Consider the following 24,671-nt stretch of genomic DNA (forward strand, 5'->3'; position numbering starts at 1 on the left):
TTGACGGTTTTTTGTTGTTATGTCCGTGCTGCTCTCTGGTGGAGCAGCGCCAAGGCGCCGCAGGCTCTACTCTGCGGCAGACGGGAGTGAGGATGGCATGCCCTCGCACGCTCCGCCAGTCTCGCCGCGACCTTTCTATGGGTAAGAAGGGGCTGATTCCGACAGAACGACCAGCATTTACGCCAGCAGTGGCGGAAGTTCCTTGTTCAATGCCAGTTTTTCCATGACGGCGGTACCGGTCAGCGCATAGCCCAGCAGGCGACCGCTGGCGTCGCGGCACAGGGCCTTGATGTCGGCGCCCTCGCCTTCGACATTCCACACGCCTTCGCTGCCGCGTGGAGGCGGTGAGACCACCAGCGGGCAGACGGGGGTTTTCACGGTGATCGGCATCGGCCCGTAGCTGACGGCCGTGGCGTTGCCGGCCAGGGTCTGGGCCAAGGCGCGGGCGCAACTCATCAAGGGCATGACGTACAGCAGGTTCAAGCCATCGACTTCGGCGCAGTCGCCCAAGGCGTAGATATTGGCGTGGGAGGTCTTGAGGTGACGGTCCACCATGATGCCGCGGTTGACTTGCAGGCCGGCCGCCGCCGCCAGGTCTATGCGCGGGCGCAGGCCGATGGCGGACACCACCAGGTCGCACTGGATCACTTCACCGTCGGACAAATGGGCTTCGAGACCGTCAGCGCTGCGCAGCAGGCGGTTGAGCACCGGCCCCAGGTGGAAACGCGCGCCAAGCCCTTCCAGCCCGGCTTGCACCGCAGCCGCAGCCGCCGGATGCAGCAGGGTCGGCATAACCTGTTCGCACGGCGCGACCAGATCGACTTCATAGCCGCCAAGGATCAGGTCGTTGGCAAATTCACAGCCGATCAGGCCGGCGCCGAGCAGCAGCACGCGGCGTTTGCCGGCAGCTGCGGCGCGAAAGCGGGCGTAGTCTTCGAGATCATTGATCGGGAAAACCAGGCCGGCGCCGTCACCCTCCACGGGTACGCGGACAGTCTCTGCGCCCCATGCCAGGATCAAGTCACGATAGGCCACCGATTCCTCGCCGATCCACAGACGCTTGTGGCCTGGGTCAATGCCGCTGATACGCGTGTGGGTGCGCACTTGCGCCTTGAGTTGCTCGGCCATGGCACCAGGTTCAGCCATGCTCAGGCCATCGGCTTCCTTGTTCTTGCCAAACCCGGTGGAGAGCATGGGCTTGGAGTAGGAGCGCCCGTCATCTGCGGTGATCAGCAGCAATGGGGTGTCGCCGTCGAGCTTGCGAAACTCCCGAGCTACGTTGTAACCGGCCAATCCTGTGCCAATGATCACGACAGGTGCGTTCATTCCATTCTCCTTGTAGTAGGTTTCGTAAACTTCGAATTAGCCGATTTCGATCATTTCGAAATCCATCTTGCCCACACCGCAGTCCGGGCACAGCCAATCTTCCGGGACGTCCTGCCACGGGGTGCCAGGCGCGATTCCGTCATCCGGCCAGCCATCCGCTTCGTTGTAAATCAGGCCACAGACGATACATTGCCACTTCTTCATTACTTGCTTCCTCAGGGTCCAGGCATCTTGGCCGACGGTCGATAAACCTGCGCTGCCGCTCGGCTCAGGGCGTTTTGTACTGATCGCGGCCGGCAGATGCAAGCACGATCGGCGCAAACGGCCGGTTCAGCGCGGCAAAAGTTCAGGTCGCCATGGTAAGCTCGCCGCCTCTTTTGCTGCCAATATTGACTCGCCGTGCCGCACTCAATCGCCCCTTCCGATGCTTGCCGATGGTTGCCCCAGAGCCTGCTGAGCCCAATGCCTGCGCCCCTGACCCTCGATTGGCTGTTCGATGAAGGCTCGCTGACGCGGCGGCTGACGGGGCTGTCCGAGAACGGCTTCAGCGTGACGCCGCTGCTCGAGGGCTGGCAAGCGTTGCGCGACGATGAATGCGCGGCGCTGGACCTGCCCCCGGCGACTATCGGCTGGGTACGCGAGGTGTATTTGCGCGGGCATGGCCAACCTTGGGTATTTGCCCGCAGTGTCGCGTCGCGCGACGCGTTGCAGGGCGACGGCTTGCATATGGATGAGTTGGGCAGCCGGTCGCTGGGCGAGTTGTTGTTCTGCGACCGCGCCTTTACCCGCCAGCCGATCGAGGTGTGCCATTACCCAGGGCCATGGCTACCCACGGCGGATCAGGCCGACGGGCTGTGGGCACGTCGCTCGCGCTTTGATCGCGGCTCGCTGAGCGTGCTGGTGGCGGAAGTCTTCCTGCCGAGTTTCTGGCAGGTGCTGCATGACCATCCGGAGAACCGCTGATGTACCAACGTGCACTCAAATCCTTGAATCGCCTGAATCCCAGGGCCTGGGATTTCATTCAGCTGACGCGCATGGACAAGCCTATCGGCATCTACCTGCTGCTGTGGCCGACGCTATGGGCGCTGTGGATCGCCGGCAAGGGCTCGCCGTCGCTGCTCAATATCCTGATTTTCGTGCTGGGCGTGGTGCTGACCCGTGCCGGTGGCTGTGTGATCAATGACTGGGCCGACCGCAAGGTCGACGGCCATGTGAAACGCACCGAGCAACGTCCGCTGGTCAGCGGCAGGATCAGTTCGAAAGAGGCGTTGGTGTTTTTTGCGCTGTTGATGGGCGTCAGCTTCCTGCTGGTGCTGCTGACCAACGCCAGCACCATCCTGCTATCCCTCGGCGGGCTGGCGCTGGCGGCGAGCTATCCGTTCATGAAGCGCTACACCTATTACCCGCAGGTGGTGCTGGGCGCGGCGTTTTCATGGGGCATGCCGATGGCGTTCACGGCCGAGACCGGCCACCTGCCGGCCGAGGCGTGGCTGCTGTACATCGCCAACCTGTTGTGGACCGTGGGTTACGACACCTATTACGCGATGACCGACCGCGACGACGACGTGAAGATCGGAGTGAAATCCACCGCGATTCTGTTTGGTGATGCTGACCGTGTGATCATTCTCACCCTGCAGGGCCTGGCGCTGGTGTGCCTGTTGCTCGCGGGGGCTCGGTTCGAACTGGGCGGCTGGTTCCACCTCGGGCTGCTGGCGGCGGCGGGCTGTTTTGCCTGGGAATTCTGGTACACCCGGGACAGGGATCGCATGAAGTGCTTCAAGGCCTTCTTGCACAACCATTGGGCGGGGTTGGCGATTTTCGTGGGGATTGTGGCTGACTACGGGTTGCGATGAGAGGATTGCGGTGACGGTTCTGACGCTATCGGGGGCAAGCTCCCTCCCACATTTGAAAGCGTTCACAAATCAATTGTGGGAGGGGGCTTGCCCCCGATGGTCTTAGAGGCGCAACAGCCTCAAGGCTTGATGATGTGCCAAACCCCACCCTTGCCATCACCGGTCTTGTCCCCGGCCTTCTTGTCATCCTTGTAGGTGTAGACCGGCTTGCCTTTGTAGGCCCATTGGCTGGTCTGGTCGTCGCGGGTGATGACTGTCCAGTCGCCAGCCGTGGTATCGGTAGACTCCGCCTTCAGTGGCGGCCAGTTGGTCGCGCACTGGTCCTTGCACACTGATTTGCCATCGGCATCCTTGTCGAAGGTGTAGAGGGTCAAGCCCTTGTGATCGACCAACATCCCATCTTTCGTCATCGCAGGTTCTGCGGCGAAGGCCAGGCCCGGCAGTGTCAATGCGGCCGCTACCAGCAGGGCTTTCCAGGAAATCGTGCTGTAAGTCATCGGAACCTTCTTTTTGTGGTTGTCAGGATTCGGACCCAAAGGGTAGTCCAGAGTGCCATGAATTGCCCAAGCGACTAAATTACTGTCACACGACTGCAATAATTCCGTTATCTAATGCGGCGCAAGACAGTTAAATGACAAGAGGATTTTGAGCATGGTTGGCAGGAGCATTCTGATTGTTGACGACGAAGCGCCCATTCGCGAGATGATCGCCGTTGCGTTGGAAATGGCCGGCTACGACTGCCTGGAGGCGGAGAACTCCCAGCAGGCCCATGCCATTATCGTCGACCGCAAGCCGGACCTGATCCTGCTCGACTGGATGCTCCCCGGCACCTCCGGCATCGAACTGGCCCGGCGCCTCAAGCGTGACGAGCTGACCGGGGATATCCCGATCATCATGCTCACCGCCAAGGGCGAAGAGGACAACAAGATCCAGGGCCTGGAAGTCGGCGCCGATGACTACATCACCAAGCCGTTTTCCCCTCGAGAGCTGGTCGCGCGCCTCAAAGCCGTACTGCGCCGGGCCGGCCCGACCGATGGCGAAGCGCCTATCGAAGTCGACGGCCTGATCCTGGACCCGATCAGCCACCGGGTGACCATCGACGGCAAGCCGGCCGAAATGGGCCCGACCGAATACCGCCTGCTGCAGTTTTTCATGACTCACCAGGAACGTGCCTACACCCGCGGCCAACTGCTGGACCAGGTGTGGGGCGGCAATGTGTACGTGGAGGAGCGCACGGTCGACGTGCATATCCGCCGCCTGCGCAAAGCCTTGGGCGATGCCTATGAGAATCTGGTACAAACCGTGCGCGGCACGGGTTACCGGTTTTCCACCAAGGGCTGAGCCGGCCCGCCGTCTCCTGACTTAACAGCTGACAAGGACGCATGTTCAAGTGAACCAAAACTGGCATGGCACCCTGATTCGCCACATGCTCCTGCTGATCACCGGTTGCCTGCTGGTCGGGCTGATCAGTGGTTATTACGGCTGGAGCCTGGCCATCGGCATCGCGCTGTACCTGGGCTGGACCCTCAAACAATTGCTGCGCCTGCATGAATGGCTGCGCCAGCACAAACCCGACGAAGCACCGCCCGATGGCTATGGCCTGTGGGGCGAGGTGTTCGACAGCATCTACCACCTGCAACGCCGCGACCAACGGGTGCGCGGGCGCCTGCAAGCGGTGATCGACCGGGTACAGGAGTCCACTGCCGCGCTCAAGGACGCGGTGATCATGCTCGACAGCGACGGCAACCTGGAATGGTGGAACCGCGCCGCCGAGACCCTGCTGGGCCTCAAGACGCCCCAGGACAGCGGCCAGCCGGTGACCAACCTGGTGCGCCATCCGCGCTTCAAGGAATACTTCGAGCAGGACAACTACGAAGAAGCCCTGGAAATCCCCTCGCCCACCAACGACCGCGTGCGTATCCAGCTGTACCTGACGCGCTACGGCAACAACGAACACTTGATGCTGGTGCGCGACGTGACCCGCATCCATCAGTTGGAACAGATGCGCAAAGACTTCGTCGCCAACGTTTCCCACGAGTTGCGCACACCGTTGACGGTGATCTGCGGCTATCTGGAGACGCTGCTCGACAATGTCGAGGCGATCAACCCGCGCTGGAGCCGTGCCCTGCAGCAAATGCAGCAGCAAGGCTCACGCATGCAAACCCTGCTCAACGACCTGTTGCTGCTGGCCAAGCTTGAAGCCACTGATTATCCGTCGGACAACCACCCCGTGGCCGTGCAGAGCCTGCTGTACACCATCAAGAATGACGCCAAGGCCCTGTCCGGCGAGCGCGGCCAGCACATTACCCTGGAAGCCGACCCGCTGGTGTTGCTCAAGGGCAGCGAGGGCGAGCTGCGCAGTGCGTTCTCCAACCTGGTGTTCAACGCGGTGAAATACACCCAGGACAACGGCAATATCCGCATCCGCTGGTGGGCTGACGCACACGGCGCGCACCTGAGCGTGCAGGATTCCGGTATCGGCATCGACGCCAAGCACCTGCCGCGCTTGACCGAACGCTTCTACCGCGTCGATTCCAGCCGCAACTCCAACACCGGCGGCACCGGGCTGGGCCTGGCGATCGTCAAGCATGTGCTGCTGCGCCATCGCGCCCGCCTGGAAATCAGCAGCGTGCTGGGGCACGGCAGCACGTTTACCTGCCACTTCCCCCCCGCGCAGGTGACCCGCTCGCAGGTGATCGGCACCGACGAATAACCCGCAGACGCCACAAGATAAAGGTGGGAGGGGGCTTGCTCCCGATAGCGGTGCAACAGTATGAGAAGTGCCGACTGACCCACCGCTATCGGGAGCAAGCCCCCTCCCACAGTGGATTTGCTTGGTTTTGGAGGGTGTATTCCAGGCCCCGCCCGGCAGTGAGTACTAGGCAAGCGCCCCGTCAGCCGCTACATTGGCCGACTTGGGCCTGCTTTTCAGGCCTGCTCCCCCCTTATTGAACATACGGAACCTGCAAAACCCCATCATGGACCCTTCCCCTGGTATCACCCTCGCTACACTTTTCGCCGATTTCGGCATGATTCTATTTGCACTGGTCCTGGTACTGCTCAACGGTTTCTTCGTTGCGGCGGAATTTGCCATGGTCAAACTGCGCTCGACGCGAGTCGAGGCCATCGCCCACACCAACGGCTGGCGCGGGCAGATCCTGCGCACCGTGCACAGCCAGCTCGACGCTTACCTGTCGGCCTGCCAGCTGGGCATCACCCTCGCCTCCCTGGGCCTGGGCTGGGTCGGTGAGCCGGCCTTCGCCCATATCCTCGAGCCGTTGCTGGGCGCCGCAGGCGTTGAGTCGCCGGAAGTGATCAAGGGCGTGTCGTTCTTTGCCGCCTTCTTCGTGATTTCCTACCTGCACATCGTGGTCGGTGAGCTGGCCCCCAAATCCTGGGCCATCCGCAAGCCCGAATTGCTGTCGCTGTGGACCGCCGTGCCGCTCTACCTGTTCTACTGGGCGATGTACCCGGCGATCTACCTGCTCAACGCCAGCGCCAATGCTATCTTGCGCATCGCAGGTCAAGGCGAGCCCGGCCCGCATCACGAACACCATTACAGCCGCGAAGAACTCAAGCTGATCCTGCACTCCAGCCGTGGCCAGGACCCCAGCGACCAAGGCATGCGTGTACTCGCCTCCGCCGTGGAAATGGGCGAACTGGAAGTGGTGGACTGGGCCAACTCCCGGGAAGACCTGGTCACCCTGGACTTCAACGCGCCCCTCAAGGAAATCCTCGCGCTGTTCCGCCGCCATAAATTCAGCCGTTACCCGGTGTATGACGCGGTGCGCAATGAGTTTGTGGGCCTGTTGCACATCAAGGACCTGCTACTTGAACTGGCGGCCCTGGACCATATCCCCGAGTCGTTCAACCTGGCCGAACTGACCCGCCCGCTGGAGCGCGTATCGCGCCACATGCCGTTGTCGCAGTTGCTGGAGCAGTTCCGCAAAGGCGGCGCGCACTTCGCCCTGGTGGAAGAAGCCGATGGCAAGATCATTGGCTACCTGACCATGGAAGACGTGCTGGAAGTGCTGGTGGGCGATATTCAGGACGAACACCGCAAGGCCGAGCGCGGCATCCTCGCCTACCAGCCGGGCAAGCTGCTGGTGCGTGGCGACACCCCACTGTTCAAGGTAGAGCGCCTGCTCGGCGTCGACCTGGACCACATCGAAGCCGAAACCCTGGCCGGCCTGATCTACGACACCCTGAAACGGGTGCCGGAAGAGGAAGAAGTGCTGGAGGTTGAAGGCTTGCGGATCATCATCAAGAAGATGAAAGGGCCGAAGATCGTGCTGGCCAAGGTGTTGATGCTGGATTGACTACCCATTGTGGGAGGGGGCTTGCTCCCGATAGCGGTGTGTCAGCCACCCGATACAGTGACTGATACTCCGCAATCGGGGGCAAGCCCCCTCCCACATTGGTTACTGGCCATCCTTCGGATCACGCACCCGGCACGAAATGCTTCTGCGCCGTGCCCCGCGCGATCAGGCGGGAGATGTAGTCCAGCTTCTGCGCATCCTGGTCGATAAACCGGAAGGTCAGCTGCAGCCAGTCGCTGTCGGGCTTGGGCTCGTAGGCAACGATTGCGTGCAGGTAGCCATTGAGGCGCGCCACTTCAGCGTTTTCGCCTTGCTCCAGGTCGAGCACGGCGCTTTCCAGCACCTGGGGCAGGACCTCACCGCGACGCACCACCAACAACGCCTCCTTGATGCTCAGCGCCTTGATCACGCATTGCTGGGTGCCGCTGGACAGGCGCAACTGGCCTTGACCACGTCCGCCGGCAGGCGAAGGGGCCGGGGCGGCGGTGACAGGCGCGCTGTTGAGCAGGCCCCTGCTCGGGGCTGCGGCCGCTGGTGCCGGCTTGACGGCGTCAGGCTTGCCACCGGTCAGCGCGCTCAGGGAGTCGTTGCCGAAGGCCGAGTTCATCTTGGTTGGCGCGCTGGCGATCAACGCGTCGAGGCGGCCGATCTTGTGCAGCGCCTGCTTGACCTTGTTCAGCAATTGTTCGTTGGTGAACGGCTTGCTGACGTAACCGGAAACCCCGGCCTGGATCGCCTGCACCACGTTTTCCTTGTCGCCGCGGCTGGTCACCATCACGAACGGCATGGCCTTCAGATGGGCTTGCTCGCGGCACCAGGTCAACAGCTCAAGCCCGGACATCTCCGGCATTTCCCAGTCGCACAGCACCAGGTCGAAAGACTCGCGCATCAGAATGGATTGCGCCTTCTTGCCGTTCACCGCATCTTCGATCTGGATCCCGGGGAAGTAATTGCGCAGGCACTTCTTCACCAGGTCGCGAATAAACGAGGCGTCATCCACCACCAACACACTGACTTTGCTCATCGACCCTTCATCCTATAAAACCTTGCTGGCAGTACGCCTGACTGATGGCAGTTTGCCAAAACTCTGCAGTCACGTTAGGACTTATTTGGCCCTATCCGCAATAAATTCCGCTCGCCGCAAACGAAAACGCCCGGCCAATGGCCGGGCGTTAATTTCTCGGGCAACCTTACTTATCGTCAGATTCGCTCGGAACATTAGGGATAAGATCAGCATTGCCTTCAACTTCGGCTTTCATGCGCTTGAGGCCCATGTGCCGAACGTCGGTGCCGCGCACCAGGTAAATCACCAATTCCGAGATATTGCGCGCATGGTCGCCGATGCGCTCCAGGGAGCGCAGCACCCAGATGATGCTCAAGACACGCGAGATAGAGCGCGGGTCTTCCATCATGTAGGTGGCCAGTTCACGCAGGGCGGTCTTGTATTCGCGATCGATGACCTTGTCGTACTGAGCCACCGACAGCGCCAGGTCCGCATCGAAGCGCGCAAACGCGTCGAGGGCATCGCGCACCATGTTGCGCACCTGGTCGCCGATATGGCGCACTTCCACGTAACCACGCGGCGCTTCGCCTTCTTCGCACAGCTGGATGGCGCGGCGGGCGATCTTGGTGGCTTCGTCGCCGATACGCTCGAGGTCGATCACCGACTTGGAGATGCTGATGATCAAGCGCAGGTCGGACGCCGCCGGTTGGCGCCGCGCCAGGATGCGCAGGCACTCCTCGTCGATGTTGCGTTCCATCTGGTTGATCTGGTCATCGATTTCACGCACTTGCTGGGCCAGGCCCGAGTCGGCCTCGATCAGCGCGGTGACCGCATCGTTGACTTGCTTCTCCACCAGGCCGCCCATCGCCAGGAGGTGGCTGCGCACTTCCTCAAGCTCGGCGTTGAACTGCGCGGAGATGTGGTGGGTAAGGCCTTCTTTGCTAATCATGTTGGCGTCCTTGGAGCGTCCGGTAAGGTGCGGAGAACCGCAGCGTCAGTGCAATCAGAACCACAGCTTCCTAGCCATAGCGACCGGTGATGTAGTCTTCGGTCTGCTTCTTCGCCGGATTGGTGAACAGGGTATCGGTATCGCCAAACTCCACCAGCTTGCCCATGTACATGAACGCGGTGTAGTCGGAAACCCGCGCCGCCTGCTGCATGTTGTGGGTCACGATGACGATGGTGAACTTGGACTTGAGCTCGTAGATCAGTTCTTCGACTTTGAGCGTCGAGATCGGGTCGAGCGCTGAGCACGGTTCGTCGAGCAACAGCACTTCAGGCTCCACGGCGATGGTGCGCGCGATCACCAGGCGCTGCTGCTGGCCGCCGGACAGGCCCAGGGCCGACTCGTGCAGACGGTCCTTGACCTCATCCCACAGCGCGGCTCCCTTGAGCGCCCATTCCACGGCTTCATCGAGGATGCGCTTCTTGTTGATGCCCTGGATGCGCAGGCCATAGACCACGTTTTCATAGATGGTCTTGGGAAACGGGTTGGGCTTCTGGAACACCATGCCCACCCGGCGGCGCAACTCGGCCACATCTTCGCCCTTGCGGTAGATGTTGGTGCCGTAGAGGTTGATCGCGCCTTCCACACGGCAACCGTCCACCAGGTCGTTCATGCGGTTGAAGGTGCGCAGCAATGTGGACTTGCCGCAGCCCGACGGGCCGATGAAGGCGGTCACGCGCTGCTTGGGGATGTTCATGCTGACGTCGAACAGCGCCTGCTTTTCACCGTAGTAGAGGCTCAGGCCGGGCACTTCGATGGCCACGGTTTCCTGGGCCAGACTCAGGCTCTGCTTGTCGCGACCCAGGGCAGACATGTTGATGCCGTGGGAATGGGTTTCATGTTGCATGGGATGCTCCCTGTGCTACCAATTCATTTCATTGAACCGCCGGGGCGGCTTACTCAAATTCTGTGTATGGCGCGGTCCAATGTGGGAGGGGGCAATCCCCCTCCCACATTGGATCGTGTCAGCTGTCCAGCGCCTTGTACTTCTCGCGCAGGTGGTTACGTATCCACACCGCCGACAGGTTGAGCGTGGCGATCACCAGCACCAGCAGCAACGCGGTGGCGTACACCAGCGGCCGCGCCGCTTCAACGTTGGGGCTCTGGAAGCCGACGTCATAGATATGGAAGCCCAGGTGCATGATCTTCTGGTCAAGGTGCAGGTATGGGTAGTTACCGTCCAACGGCAGCGACGGGGCCAGCTTCACCACGCCGACCAGCATCAGCGGCGCCACTTCACCGGCGGCACGGGCCACGGCGAGGATCATGCCGGTCATCATCGCCGGGCTGGCCATCGGCAGCACGATCTTCCATAGCGTCTCCGCCTTGGTCGCGCCGAGTGCCAGGGACCCTTCACGCACGGTGCGAGGTATGCGCGCCAGGCCTTCTTCAGTCGCCACGATCACCACCGGCACCGCCAGCAGCGCCAGGGTCAGCGAGGCCCAGAGCAGGCCCGGCGTGCCGAAGGTCGGCGCCGGCAAGGCTTCGGCGAAGAACAGCCGATCCACCGAGCCACCCAGTACATACACGAAGAAGCCCAGGCCGAACACGCCGTAAACGATGGCCGGCACGCCCGCCAGGTTGTTGACCGCGATGCGGATGATCCGCGTCAGGGCGTTCTGCTTGGCGTACTCACGCAGGTACACCGCCGCCAGCACGCCGAACGGCGTCACGATCATCGCCATGATCAGGGTCATCATCACGGTGCCGAAGATCGCCGGGAAGATCCCGCCTTCGGTGTTGGCTTCCCGTGGGTCGTCGCTCAAGAACTCCCAGACCTTGCTGAAGTAGAAGCCGATCTTGGTCATCGTGCCCATGGCGTTCGGCTGGTAGGCATGCACCACCTTGCCGATGCCGATTTCGATTTCCTTGCCGTTGCCGTCACGAGCCGTCAGCGCGTCACGGTTGAACTGCGCGTGCAGGTCGGCCAGGCGCGCTTCGATGTCCTGATAGCGGGCATTCAGTTCGGCGCGGTCGGCGTCCATGTCGGCTTGGGCGGCGGCGTCGAGCTTGCCTTCCAGTTCCAGCTTGCGGCCGTGCAGGCGGACGCGCTCCAGCCCGGCGTTGATCGCGCCGATATCGGTTTTTTCCAGGCTCTTGAGCTGGGCGGCGAGCTTGTTGACCCGATCTACGCGAGCTTGCAGCTCCGGCCACGCGGCCTCGCCTTCGGCGACGACCTTGCCGTCCTGCTTGACGTTGACCAGGGTGCCGTAGAAGTTACCCCACTCACGTCGCTCGATGGTCATCAACTGCACCGGTTTGGTCTGGTCCTTCAACCATTCACCGACGATCCAGGTGAAATCATTGCCGTTCAAGTCGCGGTTGCCGACCTTGATCAGCTCGCGAGTCATGAACTCCGGCCCCTCGTCGGGCACCGGCAGGCCAGCGCTTTTCAGGCGCTCGCGGGGACTTCTTCCTTCTGCACCACTTCGCCGATGACGATATGGTTTTCCTGGCCCGGCACGTTGTAGTTGGCCTGGATCAGGTCAGCCGGCCAGAAGTGGCCCAAACCGCGCACCGCAATCACCGCCAGCAAACCCAGGGTCATGATGACCGCGATGGACACCGCGCCACCGCTGATCCAGACGCCCGGGGCGCCGCTCTTGAACCATCCATTCAGGGAGTTCTGTTTCACAGACTTCTACCTTTCTTAAAGCGACGAGTATTTCTTGCGCAGACGCTGACGAATCAGCTCGGCGAGGGTGTTCATGATGAACGTGAACAGCAGCAGCACCAGCGCCGAGAGGAACAGCACGCGGTAGTGACTGCCGCCTACTTCCGACTCGGGCATTTCCACCGCGACGTTGGCCGCCAACGTGCGCAGGCCTTCGAACAGGTTCATCTCCATCACCGGCGTGTTACCGGTGGCCATCAGCACGATCATGGTCTCGCCGACCGCGCGGCCCATGCCGATCATCAGGGCAGAGAAGATGCCCGGGCTGGCGGTGAGGATGACCACGCGGGTCATGGTCTGCCATGGCGTGGCGCCCAGGGCCAGGGAGCCCAGGGTCAGGCCGCGCGGCACACTGAACACGGCGTCTTCGGCGATGGAGTAGATGTTCGGGATCACCGCAAAGCCCATGGCCAGGCCGACCACTAGGGCGTTGCGCTGGTCGTAGGTGATGCCCAGGTCGTGGGAGATCCACATGCGCATGTCACCGCCGAAGAACCAGGTTTCCAGGTACGGGCTCATGTACAGCGAGAGCCAGCCCACGAACAGGATCACCGGGATCAGGATCGCGCTTTCCCAGCCATCGGGAACGCGCAGGCGGATCGACTCAGGCAAGCGGCTGAACACAAAGCCGGCCACCAGGATGCCGATCGGCAACAGCATCAGCAGGCTGAAAATCCCCGGCAAGTGCCCTTCCACATAGGGCGCCAGGAACAGGCCGGCGAAGAAGCCGAGGATCACCGTCGGCATCGCTTCCATCAACTCGATCACCGGCTTGACCTTGCGGCGCAGGGTCGGGGCCATGAAGTAAGCCGTGTAGATGGCGGCGGCAACGGCCAGCGGCGCGGCGAGCAACATCGCGTAGAACGCGGCCTTCAGCGTACCGAAGGTCAGCGGTGCCAGGCTCATCTTGGGTTCGAAGTCGGTGTTGGCGGCGGTCGATTGCCAGACGTATTTAGGCTCGTCGTAGTTCTCGTACCAGACCTTGCTCCACAGCGCGCTCCAGGACACTTCCGGGTGCGGATTGTCGAGCAGCAGCGGTTGCAGCTTGCCACCGGCCTCGACGATCACGCGGTTGGCCCGTGGTGACAGGCCGAACACGCCCTGGCCGTCGACCACCGGGTCGACCAGCAAGGTGCGGTGCGCGGTGCTGTGGAACACGCCGAACTGGCCGGAAGCGTCGAGGGCGGTGAAGCCTTTGCGACGTTCCTCAGCCGTGATTTCCACGATGGGCGCAGTGCCCATCTGGAAGGTCCGGATTTGCTTCAGGCGCTGCTCGCCATCCGGGTCGCGGGCCATGAACCACTGGGCCAGGCCACCTTTGGAGTTACCGACGATCAGCGAGATGCCGCCCACCAGCTGGGTGCTGGCGGTGACTTCGGCATTGCCGTCTTCAAGCAGTTTGTAGCGACCGTTGAGGCTCTTGTCGCGCAGGCTGAACACATCGGCCAGGGCGCGACCGTTGATCACATACAACCATTGCTGGCGCGGGTCGATGAAGATCGCCTTCACCGGCTCGGTCATTTGCGGCAGTTCGACACGCTTCTGCTCGCTGGTGACTTCGCCGGTCATCATGTTTTCTTCACGGCTCAGGGTCAGCACGTTCAAGTGCGAACCGGCCGAGCCGGCCACCACCAGGGAGGTATCGGTGGCATTGAGCGCGACGTGCTCCAACGGGCGGCCGGCCTCATCCAGTACGATCGGCGTTTCACCGTAGGGGTATTCGATCGCAGGGCTGATGGTTTTCTTGCCGTCCGGGTAGGACACCTTGTAGGTGTGGCGGAACACCATGGACTGGCCGTTGGACAGACCCAGGATCACCAACGGGCTGCCCGGCTGGTCTTCACCGATGGACACCACCTGGGTACCGGCCGGCAGTGGCAGGTCGACGCGCTTGAGTTCAGCGCCAGTGTCGACTTCAAAGAACAGCGCCTGGCCCTTGTCGGAAACCCGCATGGCGACCTGGTTCTGTTCTTCAAGCGAGATCAGCAAGGGCTTGCCGGCGTCCTGCATCCAGGCGGGCGTCAGCGCGTCTTCCTTGGTCAGCGAGGCGCCCTGGAACAGCGGCGCAACGACATAGGCGAGGAAGAAGAAAATCAGGGTAATGGCAGCCAGCACGGCGAGACCGCCGACCAGTACATACCAACGGGTGAAACGATCCTTGAGCGCGCGAATGCGGCGCTTGCGTTGCAGCTCAGGCGTATTGAAATCAATGCGCTTGGGGGGAGAAGTCGTCGTCATGGTGGAATTGGCCAGATCATTCATGCGCACACCCTAGCGATCCTGTATGACAGAAAGATGACAATGCAGTGACGCAAGAAATCCGCCGCGTAGCAAAGCTGGCAGCGGACAAAAAAATTAGGGCTGCAGGGGCCGTGAGTGGGAGCCAATTTCTCGCTCCCACAAGGCCCGCTGCTACACCAGGTAAAGCAGGCTTAGTTGCCTTCTGTCAGACCCAGGTCAGCCAGGGCCTTGGCGGCCACTTTGGCTGGCAGTGGGATGTAGCCATCCTTGACCACCACTTCCTGGCCCTGCTTGGACAGCACCAGTTTCACGAACTCAGCTTCCAGCGGAGCCAGCGGCTTGTTCGGAGCTTTGTTGACGTACACGTAGAGGAAACGCGACAGCGGATACTTGCCGTTGAGGGCGTTTTCTTCAGTGTCTTCGATGAAGTCAGTGCTGCCTTTCTTGGCCAACGCCACGGTCTTCACGCTGGCGGTCTTGTAGCCGATGCCCGAGTAACCGATGCCGTTCAGCGAGGAGCTGATCGACTGCACGACCGAAGCCGAGCCCGGTTGTTCGTTCACGTTAGGCTTGTAGTCGCCTTTGCACAGGGCTTCTTCCTTGAAGTAGCCGTAAGTGCCGGACACCGAGTTACGCCCGAATAGTTGCACCGGCTTGTTGGCCAGGTCGCCGGTCACGCCCAGGTCACCCCAGGTTTTCACGTCGGCTTTGGCGCCGCACAGACGCGTCGAGGAGAAAATCGCATCGACCTGTTCCATGGTCAGGTGCTGGATCGGGTTGTCCTTGTGCACGAAGACTGCCAGGGCGTCCACGGCAACCGGGATAGCGGTTGGCTTGTAGCCGTACTTCTGCTCGAAGGCCGCCAGTTCCGTGTCCTTCATCTTGCGGCTCATCGGGCCCAGGTTGGAGGTGCCTTCAGTCAGCGCAGGTGGCGCAGTGGCGGAGCCGGCAGCTTGAATCTGAATGTTGACGTTCGGGTATTCCTTTTTGTAACCCTCGGCCCACAGGGTCATCAGGTTGGCCAGGGTATCGGAACCGACGCTGGACAAGTTGCCCGACACACCAGTGGTCTTCACGTAAGCCGGGATGGCCGGGTCAACACCAGCAGCCACCGCGTTGGCAGTTGCAACGCCAGCAGCGACGAACGTCATTGCCGCCATCAAACGCTTCAGTTTCATGCCTTACTCCTAGCAGATAGGGATAGTTGGATCGGGGCCAAGTATCGGTAGGCCGTGTGAACACTCTATGTCTGGAATGTGACAATTAGATGAAAGGCCAGTATTGGAAGAGGACGGGCATTTGAGAGGCAAACGCTCGGAAATACTGGGTTGCATGAGCAGATGAGCGTCATGGGCCTATGGTTTAGAAACACTCTGTAATTGTTAACCAGAGATTTCCCACAACTATTTAGGGTTGTCGCTCGGAACCGGCCTTACTAACCTCCCTCGCGCCAACGCAAACTCACCCGCCGGGATTCGAACAGCCAACATAGGCCTTAGGTTGACAAACAAATACAAAAGCATAGCCTTGTCAACCTAAGGAGATCTCACATGATTAATGATCGAATTCGCCGCGCAAGGTTGTTGCGTGGTATGTCGCTGGAAGCGCTCGCGCTCAGACTTGGCGATATAACCAAGCAAGGTCTGAGCAAATATGAAAAAGGGTCGAGTACCCCCAACTCCCAGCGCCTTTTGCAATTGGCAAAGGCGCTGGAGGTGAGCCCGGAGTATTTTTTCCGTACCCAGGCATTGCCACTCGCTCCGCTGGAATTTCGTAAGTTGGCGAAGATGCCGCGATACCGTCAGGTCCAGGTCGAGGAGCAGATTCGAGAGCATCTGGAACGTTATATCGCCCTTGAAGAGTGCTTCGACCCGGTGGACATCCAAACTGCTAAAACGCCTGCGCAGATGTTGTCGGTATCGTCTATTGGCGAAGCTGAACGGGCGGCAGATGAGCTCCGCCGATATTGGGACATCGGTGAAGATCCTATCGCCCATCTGACCGAGCAGTTGGAAGAGCACGGCATCAAGGTAGTGATGCTGAACGGCCCAGATGATTTTGATGGCGCCTGTGCCGCTACTCATGACGGCCAACACGTGTTGATTGCATTGAATGCGCAACGACCCGGTGAGCGCATTCGCTTCACTGCAGCCCATGAATTGGGACATTGGGTGATGCGCCTGCCAGATGATATGTCCGAGCGCGATAAGGAAAACTGCTGCCACCGCTTTGCAGGGGCTTTTCTTTATCCTGCTAAAAGTGTCACCGGAGACTTTGGCAGCCATCAGCGATCACGTGTTCACCCCCGTGAGCTTTTGATCGTCAAACGGCAATACGGGCTATCCATGCATGCGGCGCTCCGTCGTTTGAAAGACCTCAACCTGTTGGGTGAAGGTGGCTATAAGTCCCTGACTATTCAATTCAGCAGCAATGGCTGGCGAAAGGCGGAGCCTGAACCGCTGCCTTGCAAACCCCCTCAGCGTTTCGAATCACTGGTATTTTGGGGGTTGGCAGAGGGTCTTATTACCAAGTCACGAGCGGCTGAGTTACTGCGTCGTCCAGTGAAAGCTCTGGATCCCAATTTTCTGGGCTCACTGGAGAGTGCATGAGCCTGATCTATATCAGCGACACCAACATCTGGATTGACTCAGAAACGCTGGATTGCTGGATCATATGTTCAGATTGCCATTCACTCTTTGTTGCACTGATTTCGTCATGCACGAACTGGAGGACTTTCCCCGTGACGAGCTGCTCGCGCGGGGCCTGCTTGTCGAATCATTCGATGAGGACGGCGTAAGAAAGCTCGTAGAACTCAAAGTCGAACACAACAACAGCTCATTGGCTGACGTTTCCTGCTACCTGCTGGCACAAGCAACCGGCAGGCCGTTACTGACGGGTGATGGGAAGCTCCGCCGCCAGGCAATTCGAGACGGCCTGCAAGTGCACGGTGCACTTTGGTTGCTCGATCTTATGGTCGACTACCAAGTAATCAACAGCCGCGACGCAGCAATGGCCCTGGATAACATGCTCACGGGAGGAGCTCGTTTACCAGCATCAGAATGCCAGACAAGGCTCTCCACATGGCGCCCCCTGTAAAAAACTGGAAGGTACATCCGTGTACATAGAAGGCCTCCTAATCGCTCAACGCCCGCGTTTCCACAGATACCCACCCACCACCATCCCCATCACACACAGGACAGCCACGTAGTACGCCGGCCCCATCGGGCTCTCCTTCATCAGCAGCGACACCGCCAGCGGCGTCAGCCCGCCGAACACGGCGTAGGCCACGTTGTAGGAAAACGACAAGCCGCTGAAGCGCACCACCGGCGGGAAAGCTTTCACCATCACGTAAGGCACCACGCCGATAGTGCCTACAAACAGGCCGGTCAAGGCGTACAGCGGGAACAGCCAGTCCGGATGGGCCATCAGGCTGTGATAAAGCGTCCAGGACGTGGCCAGCAGTAAGGCGCAACCGCTGATCAGCACCCGGCCGGCGCCGAAGCGGTCTGCCAGTGCGCCGGCGGCGATGCAACCCAGGCTCAGGGTGACGATGGCCAGGCTGTTGGCCTGCAACGCCACCGTGGGGCTGAAGTGGTAAACGGTCTGCAGCACGGTCGGGGTCATCAGGATGACCACCACGACGCCCGCCGACAGCAGCCAGGTCAGCAGCATCGACAACACGATCGCGCCCCGGTGATCGCGCAGTACCGCGCGCAATGGCAGCTCGGCGGCCAGGGTCTTGCGTTGCTGCATTTCGGCGAAGATCGGCGTTTCATGCAGCCAGCGGCGCAGGTACACCGACAGTAAGCCGAACACGCCGCCGAGCAGGAACGGAATACGCCAGGCAAACTCTGAAACCTGCTCCGGGCTGTAGATCGAGTTGATCGCCGTGGCCACCAGCGAACCCAGCAATATACCGGCGGTGAGGCCGCTGGTCAGCGTGCCGCAGGCGTAGCCGATATGGCGTGGTGGCACGTGTTCGGAGACGAACACCCAGGCGCCCGGTACTTCACCGCCAATGGCCGCGCCCTGGATGATACGCATCAGCAGGAGCAGGAGCGGCGCCCACAAGCCGATCTGCGCGTAGGTCGGCAGCAGGCCCATGATCAAGGTCGGCACGGCCATCATGAAGATGCTCAGGGTGAACATTTTCTTGCGGCCCAGCAGGTCGCCGAAGTGCGCCATGATAATCCCGCCCAGGGGGCGCGCCAGGTAGCCGGCGGCGAAGATGCCGAATGTCTGCATCATGCGCAGCCATTCGGGCATGTCGACGGGGAAGAACAGTTTTCCGACCACCGTGGCGAAAAACACGAAAATGATGAAGTCGTAGAACTCCAGCGCCCCGCCCAAGGCAGACAGCGACAGGGTTTTGTAGTCGTTGCGGGTCAGCGGGCGCGAAGGTTGCGCGCTGCTTGCGGGCACGGAGGACATGGCAAGGCTTCTCTTATAGTAGTCATCGTAAAGGACTGCGCGCCTGTGACTTGCGGCGGGTTTGGCAAGATAGCAAATCGCTTGAAAAAGCACAGCGCCATGAGAACAGTTGCGCGCAAAAGCCCCGATACAGCGTCTATTTACCGACCAAATGAGCCTCAGGTGGTCGTCGTCGCGCCAGCGTCTCGATATACTCGCCCGTGCAAGCGCAGGAACCCCAGCCTTGAGGGGCTGCTGTGCCAAAACGTTGTTGGGCGCCATCCAGCCGATTTGGCAGAGTTTCCCTTTAGTTCGCCTTACGAGAAACGCATCGAGCGGTGTATGTTGGTGCTGAAACGTTTTTCCAGAAGACGGCTATCCACTTGAAATACCCATGAAGCGTCACGGGTCAGAGGCACCCTCGGCATGATCGAACTCGAACAAGAAGATCCTATCCCGCAAGGCGATCTCGCCTTGCAAATCACCGCGCTTCCGCGTGAAACCAATGGTTTTGGCGATATTTTCGGTGGCTGGCTGGTCGCGCAGATGGACCTGGCCGGCACTGCCATGGCCAGCAAGGTCGCGGGCGGGCGCGTGGCGACCGTGGCGATTGATCGCATGGCCTTCCTGGTACCGGTCGCGGTGGGCGCGCAGTTGTCCTTCTATACCCAGGCCCTGGAAATCGGCCGCAGCTCGATCCAGATGATGGTCGAAGTGTGGAGCGACGACCCGCTGTCCAGCGAATGGCGCAAGGTCACCGAGGCGGTATTCGTGTTCGTCGCCATCGATGGCAGTGGCCGCACGCGCTCGGTTCCATCGCGCGCACGTTAAACCTCACCGGGTTTTGACGGTCAATTGCCCCATTGCCTGTCCACTGAGAGTGCTTTGTTATGCCGACGCCCCACGTTGAAACCATGAAAATCGACGAGCTGGACTGCTGGCGTATCCGCCACAACGGCGCCGAATTGATGGTGGCCCAACAGGGTGCGCATCTCTTCAGCTACCAGCGCGACGGCGAGCAGCCGCTGATCTGGCCGAATCCTGAAGCGGTGTTCAAAAAAGGCAAAGGCATCCGCACCGGCGTACCGGTTTGCTGGCCGTGGTTTGGCGTATTCGACCGCAACCCGCAGAGTGTTAAGGCCATGCGCCACAGCGATCAGCCGGCCGGTGCCCACGGTTTTGTGCGTACGGCGCTGTGGGAGTTAGCCGCGACCGAGCTGCAAGGCCAAGCGCTGCGGGTAGACCTTGTGCTGCCGGTACCCGCCGGCGGCTTTCCGGGTTGGCCCCATCAGGTCGACTTGAAGCTGAGCCTGGTGCTGGACGACCAGTTGCATATCCATCTGACCAGCCATAACCGTGGCACTGACACGGTGACGCTCAGCCAGGCGCTGCACACCTACTTCGCCGTCAGCAATGTACGCAACGTGCAGGTCGAAGGCCTGGACGGGTCGGCGTACATCGACACCGCCGATGGCTGGACCGAGAAACAGCAATCCGGCCTGCTGCACTTCACCGCCGAGACCGACCGCATCTATCTGGATACGCCGGCTGAACTGAGCATTGTCGATAAAGACTGGGGGCGCCGCGTGCAACTCGCCAGCCAGGGCTCGAAATCGACGGTGGTCTGGAACCCCTGGACCGAACGCGCCAAGGCCTTCGATGACATGGCCGACGATGGCTGGCAGGGGATGCTGTGCATCGAGACGGCGAATGTGCTGGAAGATGTGGTGGCCTTGAAGCCAGGCGAAAGCCACACCTTGGGCGTGAGCATCGTCAGCATCCCTTTGTAAACCCAATCGAAAATGTGGGAGGGGGCTTGCTCCCGATAGCGGTGGATCAGTCACCTGATGGGTTGACTGAAACACTGCCATCGGGAGCAAGCCCCCTCCCACATTGATTTGTGGTGTGGTTTAGAGATCCGACTCCTTCACCACCCTCACCTTCCCTGCATCCAGTGCATACGCCGCATCCGCCAGATCGTTGTTCACCTTCTCTACTTTCAACGTGCCCGTGACCCACAGCGGCGTATAGATATCCTCCAGCTTCAATCCCTTGGGATACCGCACCAGCACCAGTTGGTTAGGCGGCGGTGGCGGCACGTGGATGCAGGCGCCTGGGTAGGGCACCAGGAAAAACAGCGTGCTGCGGCCCTTGGCGTCGGTTTCCAACGGCACTGGGTAGCCGCCGATACGGATGTTCTTGCCGTTCATGGCCGCCACGGTCTTGGTGGAATACATCACCGCCGGCAAGCCTTTGCTCTGCTTCAGGCCGCCTTTATCGGTAAAGGTGCCTTGGGCTTCGGGGGAGTTGTGATCGATCTCGGGCATGGCCTCGAGGGCTTTCTGATCCGACAGCGGCATCAGGTCAAGCCAGTCGGTTTCCGGCAGTTCGCCAGCGTGTACCAGGCCTGGGCCCAGCAAGAGGAGAGTCAACAAAAGATGGCGCATGCAGAGGCTCGGCAAGTTCAGGTGGCGAGCATTCTAGCCCTCTGCGCCTGCGCAGCGCAGAGGACTTTGTCGGCTGGTTACTTCCTTTTGATCAGGCCGTAGATCACCAGCAGCACAATGGCACCGACCAGCGCGCCGATAAAGCCTGCGCCTTGACCGGCCTGGTAGATCCCCAGGGCCTGGCCGCCATAGGTCGCGGCCAGGGAGCCGGCGATACCCAGCAGGATGGTCATGATCCAACCCATGCTGTCGTCGCCAGGCTTGAGGAAACGCGCCAGCAGGCCGACGATCAAGCCGATAAAAATGGTTCCGATAATACCCATGGCATTTCCCTCTGATTGGTATGAGACATGCCAAAGCCTAGTCAGACTTCGGCATCCTGCAATCAGAGAGACGCCGAGGCTTAATGGTTCCCGTGGCGGCGCGGCTTATTGTTCGGCGATCAAGGCTTCGACCTTGAGGATCTGCGCCTGAAGGGTCGCGCGGTCCTTGCAACGCAGGTTGGCGTGACCCACCTTGCGCCCGGACTTGAAGGCCTTGCCGTAGTGATGCACATGGCAATCGTCGATCGCCATTACCCGCTCAACCGGCGGTACCACGCCGATGAAGTTGAGCATGGCGCTCTCGCCCACCTTGGCCGTGGAGCCCAACGGCAAGCCCGCCACCGCCCGCAGGTGGTTTTCGAACTGGCTGCACTCGGCGCCTTCGGTGGTCCAGTGCCCGGAGTTGTGCACGCGCGGGGCGATTTCGTTGGCCTTGAGGCCACCATCGACTTCAAAGAATTCGAACGCCATCACGCCGACGTAATCCAGCTGCTTGAGCACGCGGCTGGAGTAGTCTTCGGCCAGCGCCTGCAGCGGGTGATCAGTGCTGGCCACCGAGAGCTTGAGGATGCCGTTGACGTGGGTGTTGTGCACCAACGGGTAGAAGCGGGTTTCGCCATCACGGGCGCGCACGGCGATCAGCGAGACTTCGCCGGTAAACGGCACAAAGCCTTCCAGCAGGCAGGCGACGCTGCCCAGCTCGGCGAAGGTGCCGGCCACATCGGCAGCGGTGCGCAGCACTTTCTGGCCCTTGCCGTCGTAGCCCAGGGTGCGGGTTTTCAGCACGGCCGGCAGGCCGATACTGGCGACGGCGGCGTCCAGGTCCGCCTGGGACTGGATATCGGCGAAGGCCGGCGTCGGGATGCCCAGGTCCTTGAACATGCTCTTTTCGAACCAGCGGTCGCGCGCGATGCGCAGGGCTTCGGCGCTCGGGTACACCGGTACGAACTGCGACAGGAAGGCCACGGTTTCGGCCGGGACGCTTTCGAACTCGAAGGTCACCAAGTCAACTTCGTCGGCCAACTGGCGCAGGTGGTCCGGGTCGCTGTAGTCCGCGCGCAGGTGTTCACCCAAGGCGGCCGCGCAAGCGTCCGGCGCCGGGTCCAGGAAAGCGAAATTCATCCCCAGCGGGGTTCCCGCCAGAGCGAGCATGCGGCCCAACTGGCCGCCACCGATTACACCGATTTTCATCGTCAACAACCTCAGGCGATACGTGGGTCTGGATTGTCCAGCACGCTGTCTGTCTGCTCAGCACGGAATTTTTTCAGCACCGCATGAAACTGCGGATGCTTGGCGCCCAGGATGCTGGCGGACAGCAACGCGGCGTTGATCGCGCCGGCCTTGCCGATCGCCAGGGTCGCCACCGGGATGCCGGCGGGCATCTGCACGATGGACAACAGCGAATCCACGCCCGAGAGCATCGACGACTGCACCGGAACGCCCAGCACGGGCAAGTGAGTCTTGGCTGCACACATGCCTGGCAAGTGCGCCGCACCGCCGGCACCGGCGATGATCACCTCGATGCCACGGGATTCTGCTTCATCGGCATACTGGAACAGCAGGTCCGGGGTGCGGTGGGCGGAGACCACCTTCACTTCATACGGAATGCCGAGTTTTTCCAGCATATCGGCGGTGTGGCTAAGGGTGGACCAATCGGACTTGGAGCCCATGATCACGCCAACCAATGCACTCATCGTCGTGCCTCTTCTCTCTGGGCGCCCGCAGGCGCGTCAAAAAACAACAAGCCACGCGGGAAATCCGGCGTGGCTTGGTGTACGAATTAAGGCCGGTTGGACCGGCCGAAGGCCGCGCAGTATACCGTAATAATCCAGATAAACAGCCCCTTGGACGACCATCTGCCCAGCGGTGCAAAGTGGCGGTTTTATTGACTTAGGAGTCAGCCAAATCACCACAAAACCCTGTGGGAGGGGGCTTGCTCCCGATAGCGGTGGTTCAGCGACCTATCAGTACCAGACACACCGCTATCGGGAGCAAGCCCCCTCCCACATTTGAGCTATGTTCGGCTCAGGTATTCTGTGCCGCGCCACCTTCCAGCTTGCGCCACAACAACCGCACATTCGCCTTGCGCACCAGCGCACAACGGTACAGCCGAATCTCCAGCGGCACGTGCCACTGCGATCCGCCACACACCACCAATTCGCCCCGGGCCAGTTCCGCCCGCACGCTCAATTGCGGCACCCAGGCGATACCCAATCCTTCCAGCGCCATGCTTTTGAGGCTGTCGGCCATGGCCGTCTCGTAGATCGTCGTGAAACGCAGGGCGCGTTGGCGCAGCAGTAAATTCACCGAACGGCCCAGGAACGCGCCGGCGCTGTAGGCCAGCAACGGCACGCTGCCCTCGCCTTCCAGGTCGAACAATGGCTTTCCATCCGCATCGGCGGCGCACACCGGGAGCATTTCGGTGTTGCCCAGGTGCAGCGACGGGAAGATCTCCGCGTCCATCTGCATCGCCGCATCCGGGTCATAGAACGCCAGCATCAGGTCGCAACCGCCTTCGCGCAGCGCATGCACGGCATCGCCGACGTTGGTCGCCACCAGCCGCGTGGCGATGTTCAGGCCTTCATTGCGCAACTGCGCGATCCAGCGTGGGAAAAAGCCCAGCGCCAGGGAGTGCGCGGCGGCCACTTGCATGACTTCGCCCTGCCCGCCTTCCAGGTGATGCAAATGGCGCAGCACTTCACCGAGCTGCTCGACCACCGTGCGGGCGGTGACCAGGAACAACTGGCCCGCCGCCGTCAGCTCCACCGGCGTGCGCGAGCGGTTGACCAGGGTCAGGCCCAACGCGGCTTCCAGGCTGCGAATGCGTCGGCTGAACGCCGGCTGGGTGACAAAGCGCCGCTCCGCCGCCTGGGAAAAACTGCGCGTCGCCGCCAAGGCGCTGAAGTCTTCCAGCCATTTGCTTTCAAGGTTCATCACTGCCTCCACGGGAATGCACCATTTTGGCACACACGCCCGTCATGGTAACCGGGTCACATCCACATTATGCCGTTTGTGCATAGGCCAGTGTTTAACAGCATTGGCCCAAAAACTTCTACAAGCCTAGCATTC

The 24,671-nt window shown here is 61.0% G+C and carries 23 protein-coding genes and 1 pseudogene; 9 read left to right on the forward strand and 15 right to left on the reverse strand.

What is annotated here, in order from left to right; translation table 11 throughout:
* Positions 1–177 precede the first annotated feature (177 nt).
* Positions 178–1,326, reverse strand: coding sequence for an NAD(P)/FAD-dependent oxidoreductase (locus C4J93_RS26510; protein WP_124430784.1), 1,149 nt, complete (start codon positions 1,324–1,326; stop codon positions 178–180).
* Positions 1,327–1,362: 36 nt separating this feature from the next.
* Positions 1,363–1,530: a rubredoxin gene (locus C4J93_RS26515; protein WP_095093029.1), complete on the reverse strand. Its 168-nt coding sequence runs from the start codon at positions 1,528–1,530 to the stop codon at positions 1,363–1,365.
* A 195-nt stretch (positions 1,531–1,725) separates the two neighbouring features.
* On the opposite strand from C4J93_RS26515, the gene C4J93_RS26520 reads away from it, so the two are divergent.
* Positions 1,726–2,289 carry a chorismate lyase gene (locus tag C4J93_RS26520; RefSeq protein WP_124368850.1) on the forward strand — a complete coding sequence of 188 codons (564 nt, stop codon included), beginning with the start codon at positions 1,726–1,728 and terminating at the stop codon, positions 2,287–2,289.
* Positions 2,289–3,179: a 4-hydroxybenzoate octaprenyltransferase gene (gene ubiA, locus C4J93_RS26525; RefSeq protein ID WP_124405691.1), complete on the forward strand. Its 891-nt coding sequence runs from the start codon at positions 2,289–2,291 to the stop codon at positions 3,177–3,179. Before C4J93_RS26520 ends, ubiA begins: the two co-directional genes overlap by 1 nt.
* 119 nt (positions 3,180–3,298) lie before the next feature.
* Here the strand turns inward: ubiA and C4J93_RS26530 are convergent, their stop codons facing one another.
* Complete coding sequence (locus tag C4J93_RS26530) at positions 3,299–3,676, reverse strand: hypothetical protein (protein WP_124430785.1); 378 nt, start codon at positions 3,674–3,676, stop codon at positions 3,299–3,301.
* A gap of 154 nt (positions 3,677–3,830) precedes the next feature.
* On the opposite strand from C4J93_RS26530, the gene phoB reads away from it, so the two are divergent.
* The 3 genes from phoB (at position 3,831) to C4J93_RS26545 (ending at position 7,498) form a co-directional block, all read left to right on the forward strand.
* Positions 3,831–4,520 (forward strand): phosphate regulon transcriptional regulator PhoB, encoded by a 690-nt coding sequence (phoB, locus tag C4J93_RS26535; protein ID WP_003195617.1) that lies wholly within the window; start codon positions 3,831–3,833, stop codon positions 4,518–4,520.
* Between the two features lie 85 nt (positions 4,521–4,605).
* Positions 4,606–5,892 (forward strand): phosphate regulon sensor histidine kinase PhoR, encoded by a 1,287-nt coding sequence (gene phoR / locus C4J93_RS26540; protein ID WP_256657513.1) that lies wholly within the window; start codon positions 4,606–4,608, stop codon positions 5,890–5,892.
* Between the two features lie 265 nt (positions 5,893–6,157).
* Positions 6,158–7,498: a hemolysin family protein gene (locus C4J93_RS26545; RefSeq protein WP_124365015.1), complete on the forward strand. Its 1,341-nt coding sequence runs from the start codon at positions 6,158–6,160 to the stop codon at positions 7,496–7,498.
* Between the two features lie 121 nt (positions 7,499–7,619).
* On the opposite strand, the gene C4J93_RS26550 is transcribed toward C4J93_RS26545, so the two are convergent.
* From C4J93_RS26550 to C4J93_RS26575, 6 genes and pseudogenes are all read right to left on the reverse strand, one after another.
* Positions 7,620–8,522: a response regulator gene (locus C4J93_RS26550; protein WP_124372310.1), complete on the reverse strand. Its 903-nt coding sequence runs from the start codon at positions 8,520–8,522 to the stop codon at positions 7,620–7,622.
* 166 nt (positions 8,523–8,688) lie between these two features.
* Positions 8,689–9,450: a phosphate signaling complex protein PhoU gene (gene phoU, locus C4J93_RS26555; RefSeq protein ID WP_124372311.1), complete on the reverse strand. Its 762-nt coding sequence runs from the start codon at positions 9,448–9,450 to the stop codon at positions 8,689–8,691.
* A gap of 70 nt (positions 9,451–9,520) precedes the next feature.
* Positions 9,521–10,354: a phosphate ABC transporter ATP-binding protein PstB gene (gene pstB, locus C4J93_RS26560; RefSeq protein ID WP_048723523.1), complete on the reverse strand. Its 834-nt coding sequence runs from the start codon at positions 10,352–10,354 to the stop codon at positions 9,521–9,523.
* Positions 10,355–10,472: 118 nt separating this feature from the next.
* A pseudogene (pstA, locus tag C4J93_RS26565) lies at positions 10,473–12,142 on the reverse strand (phosphate ABC transporter permease PstA).
* Positions 12,143–12,157: 15 nt separating this feature from the next.
* A complete protein-coding gene (locus tag C4J93_RS26570) occupies positions 12,158–14,191 on the reverse strand; it encodes an ABC transporter permease subunit (RefSeq protein ID WP_164487700.1) in 2,034 nt (677 codons plus the stop codon).
* 422 nt (positions 14,192–14,613) lie between these two features.
* Positions 14,614–15,600 carry a phosphate ABC transporter substrate-binding protein PstS gene (locus C4J93_RS26575; RefSeq protein ID WP_124430786.1) on the reverse strand — a complete coding sequence of 329 codons (987 nt, stop codon included), beginning with the start codon at positions 15,598–15,600 and terminating at the stop codon, positions 14,614–14,616.
* 372 nt (positions 15,601–15,972) lie between these two features.
* On the opposite strand from C4J93_RS26575, the gene C4J93_RS26580 reads away from it, so the two are divergent.
* Positions 15,973–17,031, forward strand: coding sequence for a helix-turn-helix domain-containing protein (locus tag C4J93_RS26580; RefSeq protein WP_124430787.1), 1,059 nt, complete (start codon positions 15,973–15,975; stop codon positions 17,029–17,031).
* A gap of 106 nt (positions 17,032–17,137) precedes the next feature.
* The gene (locus C4J93_RS26585) at positions 17,138–17,518 is read left to right on the forward strand and encodes a PIN domain-containing protein (protein ID WP_256660119.1); all 381 of its coding nucleotides are present in this window, start codon (positions 17,138–17,140) and stop codon (positions 17,516–17,518) included.
* 45 nt (positions 17,519–17,563) lie between these two features.
* On the opposite strand, the gene C4J93_RS26590 is transcribed toward C4J93_RS26585, so the two are convergent.
* Entirely contained in the window at positions 17,564–18,853 is a 1,290-nt protein-coding gene (locus C4J93_RS26590; protein WP_124365020.1) for an MFS transporter, read from the reverse strand.
* 405 nt (positions 18,854–19,258) lie between these two features.
* Here C4J93_RS26590 and C4J93_RS26595 point away from each other — a divergent pair, with 405 nt between their 5' ends.
* Both C4J93_RS26595 and C4J93_RS26600 read left to right on the forward strand, forming a co-directional pair.
* Positions 19,259–19,663, forward strand: a complete 405-nt coding sequence (locus C4J93_RS26595; protein ID WP_003176975.1) for an acyl-CoA thioesterase — start codon at positions 19,259–19,261, stop codon at positions 19,661–19,663.
* 59 nt (positions 19,664–19,722) lie between these two features.
* Complete coding sequence (locus tag C4J93_RS26600) at positions 19,723–20,622, forward strand: D-hexose-6-phosphate mutarotase (protein ID WP_124430788.1); 900 nt, start codon at positions 19,723–19,725, stop codon at positions 20,620–20,622.
* Positions 20,623–20,742: 120 nt separating this feature from the next.
* On the opposite strand, the gene C4J93_RS26605 is transcribed toward C4J93_RS26600, so the two are convergent.
* The 5 genes from C4J93_RS26605 to C4J93_RS26625 all read right to left on the reverse strand — a co-directional run bounded on the left by C4J93_RS26605 (position 20,743) and on the right by C4J93_RS26625 (position 24,536).
* The gene (locus C4J93_RS26605) at positions 20,743–21,279 is read right to left on the reverse strand and encodes a DUF3299 domain-containing protein (protein WP_124365022.1); all 537 of its coding nucleotides are present in this window, start codon (positions 21,277–21,279) and stop codon (positions 20,743–20,745) included.
* A 77-nt stretch (positions 21,280–21,356) separates the two neighbouring features.
* Positions 21,357–21,602, reverse strand: a complete 246-nt coding sequence (locus tag C4J93_RS26610; RefSeq protein WP_057006311.1) for a GlsB/YeaQ/YmgE family stress response membrane protein — start codon at positions 21,600–21,602, stop codon at positions 21,357–21,359.
* Positions 21,603–21,707: 105 nt separating this feature from the next.
* On the reverse strand, positions 21,708–22,793 hold the full coding sequence (locus C4J93_RS26615) for a 5-(carboxyamino)imidazole ribonucleotide synthase (RefSeq protein ID WP_124430789.1): 1,086 nt from the start codon (positions 22,791–22,793) through the stop codon (positions 21,708–21,710).
* Positions 22,794–22,804: 11 nt separating this feature from the next.
* Positions 22,805–23,296, reverse strand: coding sequence for a 5-(carboxyamino)imidazole ribonucleotide mutase (gene purE / locus C4J93_RS26620; protein ID WP_003195648.1), 492 nt, complete (start codon positions 23,294–23,296; stop codon positions 22,805–22,807).
* A 331-nt stretch (positions 23,297–23,627) separates the two neighbouring features.
* Positions 23,628–24,536 (reverse strand): LysR substrate-binding domain-containing protein, encoded by a 909-nt coding sequence (locus C4J93_RS26625; RefSeq protein ID WP_057726084.1) that lies wholly within the window; start codon positions 24,534–24,536, stop codon positions 23,628–23,630.
* Positions 24,537–24,671 lie beyond the last annotated feature (135 nt).

This window comes from Pseudomonas sp. R2-37-08W (assembly GCF_003851705.1).
Taxonomy (GTDB): Bacteria; Pseudomonadota; Gammaproteobacteria; order Pseudomonadales; family Pseudomonadaceae; genus Aquipseudomonas.